This is a genomic window from Halocatena marina (assembly GCF_023276375.1).
Lineage (GTDB): Archaea > Halobacteriota > Halobacteria > Halobacteriales > Haloarculaceae > Halocatena > Halocatena marina.
Genome location: NZ_JALLPK010000001.1, coordinates 2,822,980 through 2,837,596 on the forward strand (window position 1 = coordinate 2,822,980; position 14,617 = coordinate 2,837,596).

Annotated in this window: 15 protein-coding genes; 5 read left to right on the forward strand and 10 right to left on the reverse strand. The window is 55.3% G+C overall.

Annotated features, from left to right (window positions below):
- Positions 1 to 105 precede the first annotated feature (105 nt).
- A complete protein-coding gene (locus MW898_RS13145) occupies positions 106 to 2,100 on the forward strand; it encodes a DUF460 domain-containing protein (RefSeq protein ID WP_248908075.1) in 1,995 nt (664 codons plus the stop codon).
- A 3-nt stretch (positions 2,101 to 2,103) separates the two neighbouring features.
- Here the strand turns inward: MW898_RS13145 and MW898_RS13150 are convergent, their stop codons facing one another.
- The 7 genes from MW898_RS13150 to MW898_RS13180 form a co-directional block, all read right to left on the reverse strand.
- Positions 2,104 to 2,292 carry a DUF7470 family protein gene (locus MW898_RS13150; RefSeq protein ID WP_248908077.1) on the reverse strand — a complete coding sequence of 63 codons (189 nt, stop codon included), beginning with the start codon at positions 2,290 to 2,292 and terminating at the stop codon, positions 2,104 to 2,106.
- A gap of 65 nt (positions 2,293 to 2,357) precedes the next feature.
- Positions 2,358 to 3,425, reverse strand: coding sequence for a zinc-dependent alcohol dehydrogenase family protein (locus MW898_RS13155; RefSeq protein ID WP_248908079.1), 1,068 nt, complete (start codon positions 3,423 to 3,425; stop codon positions 2,358 to 2,360).
- A 141-nt stretch (positions 3,426 to 3,566) separates the two neighbouring features.
- Positions 3,567 to 4,085, reverse strand: coding sequence for a DUF5817 domain-containing protein (locus MW898_RS13160; protein WP_248908088.1), 519 nt, complete (start codon positions 4,083 to 4,085; stop codon positions 3,567 to 3,569).
- A gap of 181 nt (positions 4,086 to 4,266) precedes the next feature.
- Entirely contained in the window at positions 4,267 to 5,535 is a 1,269-nt protein-coding gene (gene icd, locus MW898_RS13165) for an isocitrate dehydrogenase (NADP(+)) (RefSeq protein WP_248908104.1), read from the reverse strand.
- Between the two features lie 361 nt (positions 5,536 to 5,896).
- Positions 5,897 to 6,223: a hypothetical protein gene (locus MW898_RS13170; protein WP_248908106.1), complete on the reverse strand. Its 327-nt coding sequence runs from the start codon at positions 6,221 to 6,223 to the stop codon at positions 5,897 to 5,899.
- Between the two features lie 291 nt (positions 6,224 to 6,514).
- Positions 6,515 to 7,318 carry an ABC transporter permease subunit gene (locus MW898_RS13175; RefSeq protein WP_248908108.1) on the reverse strand — a complete coding sequence of 268 codons (804 nt, stop codon included), beginning with the start codon at positions 7,316 to 7,318 and terminating at the stop codon, positions 6,515 to 6,517.
- Entirely contained in the window at positions 7,315 to 8,280 is a 966-nt protein-coding gene (locus MW898_RS13180; protein WP_248908116.1) for an ABC transporter ATP-binding protein, read from the reverse strand. Before MW898_RS13180 ends, MW898_RS13175 begins: the two co-directional genes overlap by 4 nt.
- Before the next feature lie 366 nt (positions 8,281 to 8,646).
- Between MW898_RS13180 and MW898_RS13185 the strand changes: the two genes are divergently transcribed.
- The gene (locus MW898_RS13185; RefSeq protein ID WP_248908117.1) at positions 8,647 to 8,856 is read left to right on the forward strand and encodes a hypothetical protein; all 210 of its coding nucleotides are present in this window, start codon (positions 8,647 to 8,649) and stop codon (positions 8,854 to 8,856) included.
- Positions 8,857 to 8,858: 2 nt separating this feature from the next.
- Here the strand turns inward: MW898_RS13185 and MW898_RS13190 are convergent, their stop codons facing one another.
- Positions 8,859 to 9,245 carry a RidA family protein gene (locus tag MW898_RS13190; RefSeq protein ID WP_248908118.1) on the reverse strand — a complete coding sequence of 129 codons (387 nt, stop codon included), beginning with the start codon at positions 9,243 to 9,245 and terminating at the stop codon, positions 8,859 to 8,861.
- 62 nt (positions 9,246 to 9,307) lie between these two features.
- Positions 9,308 to 10,360, reverse strand: coding sequence for an aldo/keto reductase (locus MW898_RS13195; protein WP_248908119.1), 1,053 nt, complete (start codon positions 10,358 to 10,360; stop codon positions 9,308 to 9,310).
- 203 nt (positions 10,361 to 10,563) lie between these two features.
- On the opposite strand from MW898_RS13195, the gene MW898_RS13200 reads away from it, so the two are divergent.
- From MW898_RS13200 to MW898_RS13210, 3 genes are all read left to right on the forward strand, one after another.
- Positions 10,564 to 11,463, forward strand: a complete 900-nt coding sequence (locus tag MW898_RS13200) for an acyltransferase (protein WP_248908120.1) — start codon at positions 10,564 to 10,566, stop codon at positions 11,461 to 11,463.
- 66 nt (positions 11,464 to 11,529) lie between these two features.
- Positions 11,530 to 12,669, forward strand: a complete 1,140-nt coding sequence (locus tag MW898_RS13205) for a PQQ-dependent sugar dehydrogenase (protein WP_248908121.1) — start codon at positions 11,530 to 11,532, stop codon at positions 12,667 to 12,669.
- Positions 12,666 to 13,364, forward strand: coding sequence for an Nmad3 family putative nucleotide modification protein (locus MW898_RS13210; protein ID WP_248908122.1), 699 nt, complete (start codon positions 12,666 to 12,668; stop codon positions 13,362 to 13,364). The genes MW898_RS13205 and MW898_RS13210 overlap by 4 nt, the downstream gene beginning before the upstream one ends.
- 161 nt (positions 13,365 to 13,525) lie before the next feature.
- Here the strand turns inward: MW898_RS13210 and MW898_RS13215 are convergent, their stop codons facing one another.
- The gene (locus tag MW898_RS13215; RefSeq protein ID WP_248908123.1) at positions 13,526 to 14,530 is read right to left on the reverse strand and encodes a hypothetical protein; all 1,005 of its coding nucleotides are present in this window, start codon (positions 14,528 to 14,530) and stop codon (positions 13,526 to 13,528) included.
- Positions 14,531 to 14,617: the final 87 nt, after the last annotated feature.

Sequence of the window (14,617 nt, forward strand, 5' to 3'; positions counted from 1 at the left end):
CCATTCGATTCAATTATATATCAATCGTCCAGTTCGCAGTCCACCACACAGACTGATACCCGATGACGCCATGGATTTATGCCCGTCGTATACCTAGCAAACGGTGTGAATACCCGCGCGGATGCACTTGATGCGGTCGTGTTCGGGGTTGACATCCAGAGTGGCGACGTGCGTGGGGATGCCCCATCCTACGCGGTTGTCGCATTCGACGGCGAGCAAATTGACCGTGATGTCGTCTCGTTTCGCAAGCTCCGTCGACTCATCGAACGCGAAGAGCCAGCACTGATCGCGACGGACAACATGTACGAACTCGCGTCCGATAAGGACGCGCTCATTCGGTTTCTCCGCGAGCTACCCGCAGGCACGAGGCTCGTACAAGTAACGGGCGCACAGCGCCCCGAGCCACTCTCTCGGGTTGCCTCTCGTCATGGGGTTTCGTACGGAAAGCAGCCCATGAAAGAAGCCGAGGCTGCAGCCCGTCTTGCTGCCGCGAACGTCGGCTACGTGGTGAGTGCGTTTTCGGATACGACGACTGTAAAGGTCGCTCGTGGCCGCTCGACCGGTAAGGGAGGCTGGAGTGAGGACCGCTATACGCGACGCATTCATGGCGCAGTCAAGACCACGTCTCGGGAGGTCGAAACGAGCCTGAAAGAGGCCGGACTCGACTTCGAGGTCGAACGGACCGAAAAGTATGGGGGCCTGTCTCGTGCGATGTTTGCCGTCGAAGCACCACCAGCAAAAATTCCGGTCTCACGGATGCGTTCGGGCGATGTGCGCATCGAAATCGAACGCGAACAGCGCGATGGAATCGAGTTCCAGCCGCTTGCAAAGCGGCGCGATCACATTCTCGTCGGAATCGATCCCGGAACGACAACCGCAGTGGCCATCGTCGACCTCGGTGGAACAGTGCTCGACGTGCTTTCGACACGCACTGCAGACACTGCAAGCGTCACCAAGTGGATCATCGAACGCGGCCAACCAATCGTCGTTGCAGCGGACGTGACGCCCATTCCCGAGACGGTCGAGAAGATCCGCCGGAGCTTCGATGCCGCTGCGTGGACTCCCGAGCGTGATCTTCCGATTGACAGAAAACAGCATCGCACACGAGAAGCGGGCTACGACAACGATCACGAACGGGACGCAATGGCGGCTGCGCTGTTTGCGTTCGACGACCACGAGGACCAGTTCGAACGCATCGCAAAGAAAGTGCCACCGCAACTGAATCGTGGCGAGGTGACCGCACGAGTCGTCGCAGGCGATGAGTCTGTCGAAGCAGTCGTCTCGGATCTGACCGAAGACGATGATACCGAATCTGAGTCCGAAACACACGAACCGCGCGAACCGTCTCCCGAAGAGAAGCAGATTAAACGACTGAAAGAGCGTATTACTCGGCTCGAATCGCACATCGAGACGCTCGAAGAAACGATCTCATCGAAGGATGAGCGCATCGACGAGTACGAACAAGAGCTGAGCGATGCCCGACGGGAGGAGCGACGAGAAGCAAGAGAGCGACGCGAGGTCGTCAGACTCGAACGGAAAACAAAGCAGTTCGAGCGAACGATCGAAGAACAGCGCGAATCGATTCAGTCACTAGAAGATAAACTCGAACGACTCAAAGAACTCTGGAAAATCGATCACTCGAACTTCGCCGATGTCTCGGAAGAAAAGAAAGGTCTCGTTCCGGTGAAGGTAATTGAGCAGTTCACGAGCCGATCGATCGAAGACGCTGATGATCGCTTCGGACTCGTTTCTGGTGACGTCATTCTCCTCCGAGACGCAAGCGGTGCGGGAAAGAGTACCGCAGAACTGCTTGCTGCGTGCGACCCTCGCGTCGTCCTCCGGAAAGGTGGGCTGAGCGATATCGCTGACGATGTACTATTCGAACACGAAATTCCGATCGCACCGGCCGACGGTGTGACGATCCAAGAGATAGACGAACTCGCTGTTGCACGAGAACGCGAAGTCGAATCGGCTATCGATGGTTGGCGTGAACGGGCAGCAGAACGCCGGCGTGACCAGAAATCGGAACTAGTCGATAAGCTCATCAGCGAACACCGTGCAGACCACGATCCCGAGCGCGGCGAATCGACCAGCGGATAAATTTCAGAGCATCCCACCCATTCCTAGTGCGTTCAGTGCGAATTTGAGCAGGCTATGAACGATGAGACCAACGCCAACAAGCACGAGCACGAGACCACCAGCGATCATCGGATTGGCGAGTGCGATCAGCGCAAGTCCACTAAGTATCACAAGCACACCGACGATACCGCTACGGCCGAGTTTGTCGATCATACCACACGTACTAATGAAATTCGGATAAAACCTGAGAAACGACTCGGAGAAATCCCAGAACTGCCTTAGAACTCAGTACAGACAGGGATACCGACAGTGTCGTACTCACCCATCGAAGCGACCATGTCCGGCACGTCCTCGAGTGAAATTGTTTCGCTGACGATCTTCCCGGGATTGATCGTCCCTGCTTCCATCATACTGAAAATCTCGTCGTATTCGTGCGGTGGCATTCCATACGACCCGTAGAACTCCCGTTCATCGTAGACCATCGTATCGACGGGCAGCGATACCTCGCCTTCCTCTTCGGAGGTCGTGAGCCCGATCTGGAGGTGTTGACCACCCTTACAGAGAGAGTTAACCGAGTTTCGACAAGTTTCGGCGATACCGAGCGCATCGACGCTCACCTCAACGCCACGGCTGTTTGGGGTGAACGCTTTGACCGACTGTGGCACGTCCTTAACTTCAGAGACGTTGACTGTTTCCTCCGCACCGAGTTCTTCGGCCATCTCAAGGCTGCGATCGTCGAGATCGATCGCAATGACCCGACCACCGAGCGCGTTCGCGGTCATGATCGCTGAGAGACCAACACCACCACAGCCGTGCACTGCAACCGTATCGCCGGGATCGACACTGACTCGATGGGCAATACCATGGAAGGCGGTCGCAAATCGGCAGCCGAGACCGGCAACGTCGACTGCATCAAGCCCATCGGGTACCGCGATAGCGTTCTGGTCTGCAACACGCACCGGGAACTCTTCTGCGTATGCCCCAGACTGAAACGGGAGAAAACCCATCGGAACTGACCGCTTGCAGATGTTCGCACGGCCGCTCATGCAGTGACGGCACGTCCCGTCGCTCATGTTGAACGGAGCGGTAATACGATCGCCTTCTCGAACGTTCTCGACCTCATCACCGACTTCGACGACAGTCCCACACGGCTCGTGTCCAAAAACGAGTCCGGGTGTCATCATCAGGCCGATCCAGCTCCAATCACCCTTCCATGCGTGCCAATCAGAGCGACAGACACCACACGCCTCTGTTTCGACGACGATGCCGTCGTCGTCGCAGTCGGGACGGTCGACTTCCTCGACCGTCATCGGTTCCTCAGGACCCTGAAAGACCACTGCTTTCATTGCGGACGTATTCACCACGTACATCCGTATAAATCATTGGTGTAGAATATCATACACCGTGCTGCTCCGGTCGAGCGTTTATGCGATTATTGAAGCGAGCGCTGGGACATTCCAGAGACGTTCGCCGCGCGACCCACGTAACTACAGCAGTCGATATCGCCCACCACTCTCGGTTACCTCCCCGTATCGGACGAGTTTATCGATGCTCTTCTCGACGTAATCGGCAGATACGCCCGCGCTGTCTGCGTATTCGGCGATCTCCTCTCGTGTCGGGTGATCGAGTTCACGGAGCGCATCGAGGACAACTTCCTTCTGACTCCTGCTTGCTCCGGTTCCAGTTGTGAGTCGTTCGCCCGCGTCCGCGATCGATGCAGGATCGAGACCCGCGTGTTCGAGATACTCTTCTGTACCCACGACCGCCTCGTCGGTTTCGAGTTCGGCGAATTCATCGATCTCAGCGTACGCTTCCCCGTGACCGCTTTGCTCGGCGAACAGCCGGGCACGAATCTCGCGGGCAGCGTCGATCTCCTCGGACTGGTAGAACGTCCGCAGCTTCTTGAATTTCGTTTGGCGACCACAACGGGGACACTGTGTCGTCTCCGGTCGGTCCTCGACAATCTTGAGCGCCGAACACTCCGGACAGCCGACCACGCTGTACATACCCTCACGTTCGAGAATCCAGTACTTAAATCATCGAATCGTGCGACAGCATCACGTCCTATCTATGAGACGAGGAGAGTCGAAGTACTAAAAGAGAGAAAAGGGAGAGGGAGAAAGATGATTCCAAGTTGAGAGATGATGGGTGGAATCAATAGAGTGTTGACTTATTCGTAGATCGCCTCTACGCGAGATCGTGAATCTTCTCGGCGACGTGTCCCGCGAAGTCGCTCGTCGAGAGTTTGGTTCCGCCGCTGATCTGGCGTTCGATGTCGTAGGTGACTTGTTTGGAAGCGATCGTCTCCTCAAGCGCGTCACGGACGAGGTCGGCAGCGTCGTTCCAGCCGAGGTATTCGAGCATGATCCGTCCGGAGAGAATCATAGCCGTCGGGTTGACCTTGTCTTGTCCGGCGTACTTCGGTGCGGAGCCGTGAACGGGTTCGGCAAGGAACAGGCCGTCACCGATGTTCGCGCCGGGAGCAATGCCCAGCCCACCGATCTGTGCTCCACAGGCATCAGAGAGGTAATCACCGTTGAGGTTCGGAAGCGCAAGCACGTCGTACTGAGCGGTGCGAGTGAGGATCTGCTGGAGCATGTTGTCGGCTATGCGGTCGTTGACAACGACAGCGTCTTCTGGTGGCTCACCGTCGCGTTCCTCCCAGAGCGTATCCTCAGTGATGACTTCGTTTCCGTACTCCTCGTCAGCGACCTCATAGCCCCAGTCGCGGAACGCGCCTTCGGTGAACTTCATGATGTTCCCCTTGTGGACGAGCGTCACCGAGTCGCGGTCGTTTTCGAGCGCGTAGTCGATGGCCTTCCGGACCAGCCGCTTGGTTCCAAATTCGGTGATCGGCTTGATACCGATACCGACCGGTCCGTCGTGGATGGTGTCTCCGTAGCCCATCTCCTCCTCGATGAATTCACGAACTGCTTCGACTTCATCAGAACCAGACTCCCACTCGATGCCCGCATACACGTCCTCTGTGTTCTCCCGGAACGACACCATATCCATCTGGTCGGGTCTGCTGACCGGTGACGGGACGCCCTCTAGGTGGAACGTCGGTCGCATGTTCGTATAGAGGTCGAGTCGCTTGCGCAGCGCGACGTTCAGACTCCGGAATCCAGCTCCGACCGGCGTCGTCAGTGGCCCCTTGATTGACACCTTGAACTCTTTCATCGCCTCGATGGTGTCTGCCGGAAGATTCTCGTCGTACATCTCTCGGGCCGATTCACCGGCGTAGACGCGCATCCAGTGGATCTCACGTCCGGTTGCCTTCGCTGCTGCCTGCAGGACGGTTTGTGCGGCAGGTCCAACATCCTGCCCGATTCCATCACCGTGAATAATTGGAATGATCGGATCCTCGGGAACGTCTAGCTCGTCGGACTCGGGATCGACTACGTCAATAGCTGCACCTCCCTCCGGTACGTCGACTCTATCGTAAACGAAAGACATATAGAAAAATTTCGTCGTCGGGCTAAAAGTTCTGCCGTTATTAACCCACAAACGTGGATGAACGATGAAGAACAATATTCTATGAGATATATATTCATCCGTCGAGATTAAATAACGAACTGTTGTAACTTCTAATCGCTGCGTAGTACCATCAATTGTAGGGAAAGTAATATGCTTCTGAATGTTGAGGGAGGGATAGCTGATCCTAAACGAGGCGTAATTGGTTGTTCTGTCTACGATTATTGTCGTGAGGAATTCCGTTGGTCCGCTCGTTCAATGTGATGAAGAGAGGACAGACGAAGATTCGCTTCTTAGTGAGGACATCTACGTCGACGCTGACGGTGACGGTGTGAGGTCCGGTTTACGATTTGTTCGACGACGCGGCGCTGGATGATCGCGGGCCGTACACGAATATGGAATGAACGAGCCCGATCATGGAGAACAGAAGGGCGAACAGCATACTCCACGTAAGGATATCTCCTGTGCAATGGTCGAACAGATCGTGCTGCGCTATTACAGTGAAGAATGTCGCTAGCCCCGAAAAGAGGTTTATGCGGCCGAATGTATCCATCACTTTCTGTTTATATACGATCACGAGAATGAGAAATGAACTGCCAACGAGTGCAAACAGCGTGATCATATCGGTGGACGCAACAATGGACGCTGCATCACAAGGATTTCCACTCATCGAATTTTTCTCTCGTAATACGGAGATGTCTACAGTCCTAACTCTTCTGGCACCTAGCACTTGGCGGTGGGATACCTCATTCTCCGGTTCTGTAACTGCACCGAGTGCAGTTTGGGCCTCATTGAAAACCAAAACGGAGTACACAGGATACATCGACACACGTGCCGAGGTCGTGGAGGAAGTACCTGTTCTCCGGCAGGCACCTCTGATCGGAAAGTGTGAATGTGTCGAAAATTGCCATTGTGGCTGCTGGCAGCATCATACAGTATGCACGGATAGCGATTCAACAGTTCACAGGTCAACCCGGGAAAACCACCAATATCCAACAGAGACTGGAACGACTGCCCACACGATGAGAATCAGCGACATCATCGGGGGTGCAAGGAGTGGCCCAGAGACGGATTCGGCGTAGATCGCCCGAGGCGGGGTGACGATCTGACTGTACGCACCGAACGGACTCAGTGTCCCGACGAAGTGAGCGATCCGCTCAAGAGTCGTTAGTTCTCCGTACGGCGGTCCTTCTGACTCAGCGATCGTACTGACAATGTGCGGCCAGAGAGCCGCCCAGACGTAGAAGCCGAGAGCCACCCCAACTGCCCGCAATCGGGTCGAGGAGACGGCCGATACAGCGATGCCAACTGAGGTGTACGCCACACAGAGCAGGAGTGTGAACGCGGCGAGGCCAAACAGCGAGCTCGGACTCACATCGGCAGGGAGCAACAACACGATCAAACCAACCAGCACGAATCCAACGACGACCGACGCAGAGACGGTGACGACACGGGAGGCGAGTGTCCCCACGTAGACGTCTGTTTTCGTCAGCGGCGTTCCAAACAGAAGCCTGAGACGACCGGAGTCGCGGTCGGCGGCGATCGTCACTGCGGTGGTCAGCAACGCACCGAACGGGACTACTGTCCCGACAATGAGCCATAGCGATAATGCAAGAAAGTCAGCGGTCAGTGGCCCGTTCGACAGCACGTGTCCGGCGATGATGCCACCGAACATCGCGCCGAGCGATAGGGCAAGCAGGAGTTTGCCGGCGATCGTCCGTCGAACCACGGTGAGATCGTGACGCAAAACATCGATGGTCGTCATTCGACAGCCTCCGTGGCGTCGCCCGTCATATCGTCGCTTGATCGATCGTGTTCGACTGTTGCATCAAACACGGTCTCTAAGTCCGTCCCATCGAGTTCGAAGTCACGGACTGAGCAAGTGTGGTTGACGAGCTCAATCACGTCGGCTTTCGCCGCCGGAGCGGTGCAGTCCAGCGACAATGTATGACCGTCCTCGGTGACGTTCCTGACGTCATCGACTGATCGCACTCGTTCGAGGAGCTTCGCAGCCGGTGCATCATCGACGAACAATCGAAGCCGTTCCGAGCCACTGGACCGGTCGGCGAGCGCATCGACATCATCGATTGAAACGAGACGACCGTCGTTGACGATTCCAACGCGATCACAGACTGCCTCGACCTCAGCGAGCCGGTGGCTAGAGAAAAAGATCGTTGTGCCATCGGCGGCACGGTCGCGGATACACTCTCGAACGAGCGCAATTCCCTCCGGATCTAATCCTGATGTCGGCTCATCGAGGATCAGGAGATCAGGATCACCAGCGAGTGCCGTCGCCAGCACGAGCCGTTGTTGCATCCCCTTCGAGTAGTCGCCGGCAGGTCTGTCACACGCTTTTCCACTGAGACCCACTGCATCGCAGAGTCGCTCTGGATCATCGTCAGCGTCCTTCAATCGCAGGAACGTACGGATATGCTCTCGCCCGCTCATCCCATCGTACACGTCGTACTGTTCCGGCAGGACGCCGATCCGGTGGCGGGCTGGCCGCGGATCGCTCGTCATGTTCGTCCCGAAGACGGATACCTGACCCTCAGTCGGCGTCTTTAACCCGAGGACGAGATCAATCATCGTCGATTTGCCGGCACCATTCGGGCCGAGGAGTCCGAACACCGATCCAGACCGGACAGCGAGGTCGACCCCATCAACGGCAGTCACCGAGCCAAACCGCTTTGTCAAGGCCACCATCTCAATAGCGTTCTGTGTACTCACAGTGCTACGTCCGTATATCACTCCGTAAATTTGTCTGATATATTCTTTAATATCGGATGATGAATTGGAGAGACGGCACTGTCTCGATGAACAATTCAGCTTCGATAATCACCGACTGCTCAACCTGATAGTGTGTTCTGATGCAACGTTCCAGACAACGGTTAAATAATCGTGAGAACAAGTCGTTTTTATTACCTACCTGAACACATATTAGATGTCGAACTTGTTAGAAGAATTCCAAGCGCCGGATCTCTCTTGAACGACACGTGTTGGTAGAACACCAGCCACAAGGAGTGAAATTCCAGTCCCCGTAACCACCACAAACGAACGACAGTTTCAATCCGTATTCAATCGACAAACACCACAATGACTGCAGCGGTGCACAAAGCGAACCCGTGGGTACTCATCATCGGAGGAAGTGCTGTCATCGCCGCCGTACTCGGTCAGGCAGCGATCCTCGGCCTGATTCTCTCACCAGAGAGCCAAGGAAAGTGGATTCTCTTCGCGATCTCTGCACTCGGCCTGCTCGGATTCGTAGGCGTCGGGACGATACTCACAGGATTCCTCGATCGGTGATGTTATGCGTCGACGACCGCATCCGCTTCGATCTCAACGCACAACGCTGGATCGATGAGGCGATCGACTTCGACCATCGAGGCCGCTGGTCGAACGTCGCCGAACACCGCTTCGTGTGCGCGACCGATGGCTTCCCAGTCGTCGATGTCGGTGACGAACAGTCGCGTTCGGGTTACGTCCTCGATTCCCGCACCAACCGCTTCGAGCGTGCTCGCAATGGTCGCAAGTGCCTGCTCGGTCTGTTCGTACGGTCCCCCATCGATTGGGTCTCCGTTCTCGTCCGTTGCGGTCGTTCCTGCGACGTGGATGATATTCCCAGCACGGACAGCACGCGAGTAACCAACCTTCGATTCCCACGCCGTACCACTCGAAACGGTTCGTCGTCGCATACCCGACACTCTGTGGGAGATGCGATAACTGCTCGGGAGTGAAACTCCTGAGGAGAGAAGAATTAGCTTCCAGCGTAGTGTTTTCCAGTGCCCTCGAGATCCGCACCGCCAACCGACGAACGAAGGCTGTGCATGCCATCATCGTCCGTAACGCCGAAATTCGTCTCGGTGAGTCCCTGAACGCGTTCTTCTTCCTCGGGGCTGAGTGGCGGAGTATCCGGGGCTGTTGCCCACTCGTCGATGTCGTCTGTCGTACGGAACGTCGGCGTAACAGCTGCCACCTCATCGTGGCTGAGAAGCCACTGAATGGCTGCTTGGCCCATCGTGCGCTCGCCATCGCGTTCGAGGAATCGCAGCGATTCGACTTTCTCCCAGCCGGTTTCGTACCATTCGTCGGGCCGGTACGCGCGGTGGTCGTCTGAATCGAGTTCGATATCCGGTGTGACCTGCTCGTTCAAAAGGCCCGAGGAGTGTGGAACGCGAGCAACAATGCTCGTGGCAGCGTCGTGTTCTCGGATCGTATCGATGAAGTGCTGTCCAGGCACCTGCTCGAAAACGTTGAAGACGGTCTGGATCGCGTCGAACTCGTTCTCGATGGCGCTATCACCGTCTGCGAGCCATCCGATAGACGGCCCGAGCGCCCAGCCGACGGCCCCGATTCGACCCTCTTCGCGGAGTTCATCGATCGTTTCGAGCACGTCGGGCGTGACTTCATCGACGTTCGCGTTGTGCAGTTGGAGGAGATCGACGTACTCGACACCGAGACGATCGAGCGATCGTTCGACGGCAGTACGGAGATACTCGGGCGAAAGCTCTTTTGGGAGTTCGCCGTGACCGGCCTGCGGGTTGTTGTAGAAATCGTAGCCGACTTTCGTTCCGAGCGTGATCTCATCGCGGACCTCATCGAGCGCACGCCCCACGAGTTCCTCGCTATTCCCGTGACCGTAGACGTCACCAGTGTCAAAGAACGTAATACCGCGATCAACGGCGTGCTGGACCATCTCAATCGCTTGTTCCTCAGTCCGGTCACCCCACCAGTCGGTGCCGACGACCCACGCCCCGAAGCCGACTTCACTGACCTCGATACCGCTGTCACCGAGCGTTCGATACTGCATAGTTCGACTAGTGTGTCGGGTCACTTATCGAACGCGGTCTGCCGACACTACACCGACAGCATGGCTGATGATGGTCGAATGGATCAAACGACGCTGGTTCGGATCAACCACCGCGTAGAGCGGTCCGTGACGGATATTCCTCTTGAGCTGAAAATTGTGGCACGACGGAAACTCCTATAGTTGACCCACACGAACAGCGGGCCATGACGAAACGTCACGTGTCGCTTCCCACGGGTGCAGAGAGTGGGTTGCGCGCGTTTATCAGCGAAGTTGATGAGCGCTTATCAGGTCCGGAGGAAACCTGTGATGTCGTCGAAGACGTTCTCATCGACTTGTACGGGGACCGTCAAGCCTACGAACGGTGGCAGTCTGGAGAGTCAGTTTCGGCCGCGACTCGGGTTCGATTACAGGGCTACGATCCGTGTAACTCGACGCTGGAGAGCGAATACTACGCGGAAAAAGATGAAGAGAAATTTGAGCGATCGAAACACCTCCAGTGGCTCTGGCGGCAGTTCGACGCGACCCCGATGGCCGACAACATCGAATTTGCGCTGCGTTTCCGGCAGATGCTTGCAAACCATCTCTTCGAGGATGCTGGGGACAATCTCCGCATTTTCAAAGGGGTGACGTTCTCCTATGGACACAATATCTCCGTCGGTGATAGCACCGTCATTCACGACGACGTTCACCTCGACGATCGCGGCAAGCTCACCATCGGCGACCGCGTGAGTATCTCGGATGACGCTCACATCTACTCGCACGATCACGACGTTACCGACCAGACTGATGTCACAAATTTCCACACGATCATCGAGGACGACGCCCGTGTCACCTATGACTCGATGATCCGTGCAGGCGTAAAGATCGGTGAAAACAGTATCGTTGCAGCGAAGAGCGTCGCACAGCGCGACGTGCCTGCACATCACATCGCAGCAGGGACGCCTGCAAAGAGCATTGCAGTGAAACCCGACTGGGAAGATGTCGCAAAGCCGGTCGGAGAAGGGGCCGACAACCGCGAAGATCGGATGATTCCTTACGAGCTACCAGACGACCTTGATCCATTCGACGAGTTCGAACGCGAGCGTTCAGCCGACGAACAGTAGGTCTGTACTCTCCCCGATTCTCGAACGGACCGATGGTTTTTCCATGGTCACACCAATCGTTGGTCAATGAAGCGACGGACCTATCTCGGGCGTGTGGCGGTCGGTGTGGGTATTTGTGGTGGACTATCTGGGTGTATGGAAGACCGCGCTGGCGATGAAACCCAAACACCTGACGCTGGCCAGTCCGAAGCAACGGCGACACAGAACGGCTCGATTACTGAATCAACGTCCAACGGATCACAGTCCATCGCGGTCGAGACTGTCGTCGAGAATCTCGAAGTTCCGTGGGGGGCCGCGTACCGGGGTGGGACGCTCTATCTGACCGAGCGACCGGGACGAGTCGTGCGCGTTGTCGATGGAGCGAGCGAGGTTGTTGCTGACTTCACCGGAAGCACGCAGACTGGTGGCGAAGGGGGACTCCTCGGACTCGTTTTTCATCCCAACGATTCCGCCATTGCCTTCACGTATCAGACCTACGACGACGGGAGCGGCCGACAGAACCGTATCGTTCGTCACAACGTTGCGAACGGCTGGACGCGCGAGCCTCTTCTCGACGGGATTCCAGGAGGAACGATTCACGACGGGGGCCGCCTGTTCATTCACAACGGATCACTTTTTGCCACGACCGGTGATGCAAGCGAGTCAGAAGACGCACAGGATACGAGCGTGTTAAACGGCAAGGTGCTCCGGCTAACCCTCGATGGACGTCCACATCCGGACAACCCGTTTGGGAACGCTGTTTTCACGTACGGTCACCGGAATCCGGAGGGTCTTGCCACCCGTGATGGAGCGCTGTACGCGATTGAACACGGTCCGAGCAGTGATGACGAGGTCAATCGACTAGAAAAGGGAGGAAACTACGGCTGGCCCGAGGTAACCGGCCCGAGCGACAATCCCGAGTTTGTGGACCCAGTCCAGACGTACGAGGATATCATCGCGCCCGGTGGTGGCGTGTTCTACGCCGGTCCCATCGAACAGTGGCAGGGCGATCTCTTCATCGGGACGCTCGCCGGGGAGCATCTCCGGCGCGTGCGGATACGCAACGGAACTGTCACCGAAGACGAGCCGCTGTACGATGAGTATGGTCGTCTGCGCACGACGTTCGTCGGACCCGATAACCATCTCTACGCGACGACGAGTAACCGCGACGGCCGCGGCACGCCGGAATCAGGAGACGATAAAGTCCTCCGGTTCCGCCCAGCATGAGAGCCATTGCGATCAACGTTGGCGCGAACACGAACACACCGGGATTTCGCGGGCCAGTGTATCCGAACGGAGAGTTTGAGTACATCCCGATTCCGGAGTCGAAGCCGACGAGGACTCAGATTCCGACGTACGGCGATCTCGATCTCAGAAGTGCCATTCCCGACGATCTCCGGGATGTGTCGGTGCATCTCGATCCGGAGTTTGCCGAGTACTCCTGTTGTGAGAGGTACACGTACGGCGACGATCACGGGGTGAAGGCTGGACCACTCTCGACACTCGAGTCGGGAGATTGGTTGCTGTTCTACGCGACGCTCTCGACGGCCGACGCACCGGCACCAGAGCAGCCACCCGGGTGGGGCGCATACTGTATCGGTGGGTTTCGTGTTCAGAGTGTTGTGAGTGGACAGGAGTACGCGACGGTATCCGAGACCGAACGGGCACCGTTCCAGAACAACGCGCACGTCAAACGCGAGGAGTTCGACGCGCGTGTGCTCGTGTTGGGTGATCCGGAGGATTCGAGATTGTTCGAGCGAGCAGTCCCGTTGAGCGGATCAAAAGGGACGGCTCCGAATGAAATTGTGACTGAACTGTCGAACGACTCCGGAAAGGGTCCGTGGTGGCGACGGCCGTTGCGATTCGATGACGGAGCGTGTGAGGAACTGCTGGAGATCATCGAAGATGAGAATGTGGAGTAGGAGTTTATCAGACAGCCAATATTTGAGATAAGAGTGTGAAGACGGAGTCTCATTCAGAAGTCGTCGCTGGCCACATATATAAGATTAAAAACATTTATTGCACTTCTATGATGAGGTAATACATGCGTTTTAAACTTCTTCAATTCTCAATAGAGAGTCGACTATCTGAACAGACTACGCGTTCCAGTGTCGTATCCAACTACGATATCAAGGTAATTATGAGCTTGTATAGATATGTCTGTAAGAAGAGGTATATCCCCCTCTTCGGCAACCTCCCCTAGCTCAATATTCCGCCTCATTTTTGCTTCACCCTTTGTAATCGAGATTGTTTCTTCAGAATTGTTTTTCTCGATAGTTATTTTCACGTTGTTATACGAAACACCATCTATTGTCTCAAACGACCGCTCAGAATCGTTGAACCATGCTTCAAGTTCGTTCACATCAACATCCATATCGCCCCCATCCTGCGGACGAAACTCGATCACTTGCTTCATTTCGTCATCGTCAAAGACTGGGTCGAATTCATCATGAACCTGATCTGGTAACCCATCTTTTTCAAGTCGAAATCGAACAGTTCTATCAGCTTCTCGAAGCTTCGGAAAGATGTCGCTCGTCTTGACTCGATCTATCTCCACAATAACATTGGCTGAATATCTTTGTACCCAACTCTGTAGCACGACTTTGAATGGCTTTTTCGCACCGTATCGCTGAGAATGCTCTAGCAGAAGATATGCCTCAGAAGCATTCCCCGATGGCATATAGATCAGAAAATAGAGAGGTCTTTCTTCTGAATCGTCGAGATCTCGTCCTCGCTCTTGTCGCTTACCATCCTGTGTATCGACGATGTTTCGAACGACTCCAAAGTTACCGAGATAAAGATTCCCTTCGACAATCCTCTCTGAAGGCTTCCAGTCTGGACTGAGAGCAAAGGTCACATTCGCCAACTGATCATCCTTATCCTCTAACTTTTCAAGATTGGATTCATAATGTTTGCAGAATTTGCAGAGGAGGTCCATGAAAGTATCAGAATCCGATATTTTTACTTCGGCACTTAATTGTCCGATTCGACTCTGAACAGAGTCGATATATTTCTGAAATTCTGACAAATTCCAACGATCGGCTTCGCTAGCTTCTCCCTTCGGATGAATTCGAATCGTGTACGGCATGAGTTTTATTGCAGACATTTTCTATTTACCATTTTTATCTTCAATTGTAATATGATAAGGATTATATTAAATGTAATGATTGAGAGA

What these genes read in the sequence shown, in the direction of transcription:
- MW898_RS13150 (WP_248908077.1), bottom strand. Translation starts at nt 2,292, where the DNA reads ATGATCGACAAACTCGGCCGTAGCGGTATCGTCGGTGTGCTTGTGATA.
- MW898_RS13155 (WP_248908079.1), bottom strand. Translation starts at nt 3,425, where the DNA reads ATGAAAGCAGTGGTCTTTCAGGGTCCTGAGGAACCGATGACGGTCGAG.
- MW898_RS13160 (WP_248908088.1), bottom strand. Translation starts at nt 4,085, where the DNA reads ATGTACAGCGTGGTCGGCTGTCCGGAGTGTTCGGCGCTCAAGATTGTC.
- icd (WP_248908104.1), bottom strand. Translation starts at nt 5,535, where the DNA reads ATGTCTTTCGTTTACGATAGAGTCGACGTACCGGAGGGAGGTGCAGCT.
- MW898_RS13170 (WP_248908106.1), bottom strand. Translation starts at nt 6,223, where the DNA reads ATGAGTGGAAATCCTTGTGATGCAGCGTCCATTGTTGCGTCCACCGAT.
- MW898_RS13175 (WP_248908108.1), bottom strand. Translation starts at nt 7,318, where the DNA reads ATGACGACCATCGATGTTTTGCGTCACGATCTCACCGTGGTTCGACGG.
- MW898_RS13185 (WP_248908117.1), top strand. Translation starts at nt 8,647, where the DNA reads ATGACTGCAGCGGTGCACAAAGCGAACCCGTGGGTACTCATCATCGGA.
- MW898_RS13190 (WP_248908118.1), bottom strand. Translation starts at nt 9,245, where the DNA reads ATGCGACGACGAACCGTTTCGAGTGGTACGGCGTGGGAATCGAAGGTT.
- MW898_RS13195 (WP_248908119.1), bottom strand. Translation starts at nt 10,360, where the DNA reads ATGCAGTATCGAACGCTCGGTGACAGCGGTATCGAGGTCAGTGAAGTC.
- MW898_RS13200 (WP_248908120.1), top strand. Translation starts at nt 10,564, where the DNA reads ATGACGAAACGTCACGTGTCGCTTCCCACGGGTGCAGAGAGTGGGTTG.
- MW898_RS13205 (WP_248908121.1), top strand. Translation starts at nt 11,530, where the DNA reads ATGAAGCGACGGACCTATCTCGGGCGTGTGGCGGTCGGTGTGGGTATT.
- MW898_RS13210 (WP_248908122.1), top strand. Translation starts at nt 12,666, where the DNA reads ATGAGAGCCATTGCGATCAACGTTGGCGCGAACACGAACACACCGGGA.
- MW898_RS13215 (WP_248908123.1), bottom strand. Translation starts at nt 14,530, where the DNA reads ATGCCGTACACGATTCGAATTCATCCGAAGGGAGAAGCTAGCGAAGCC.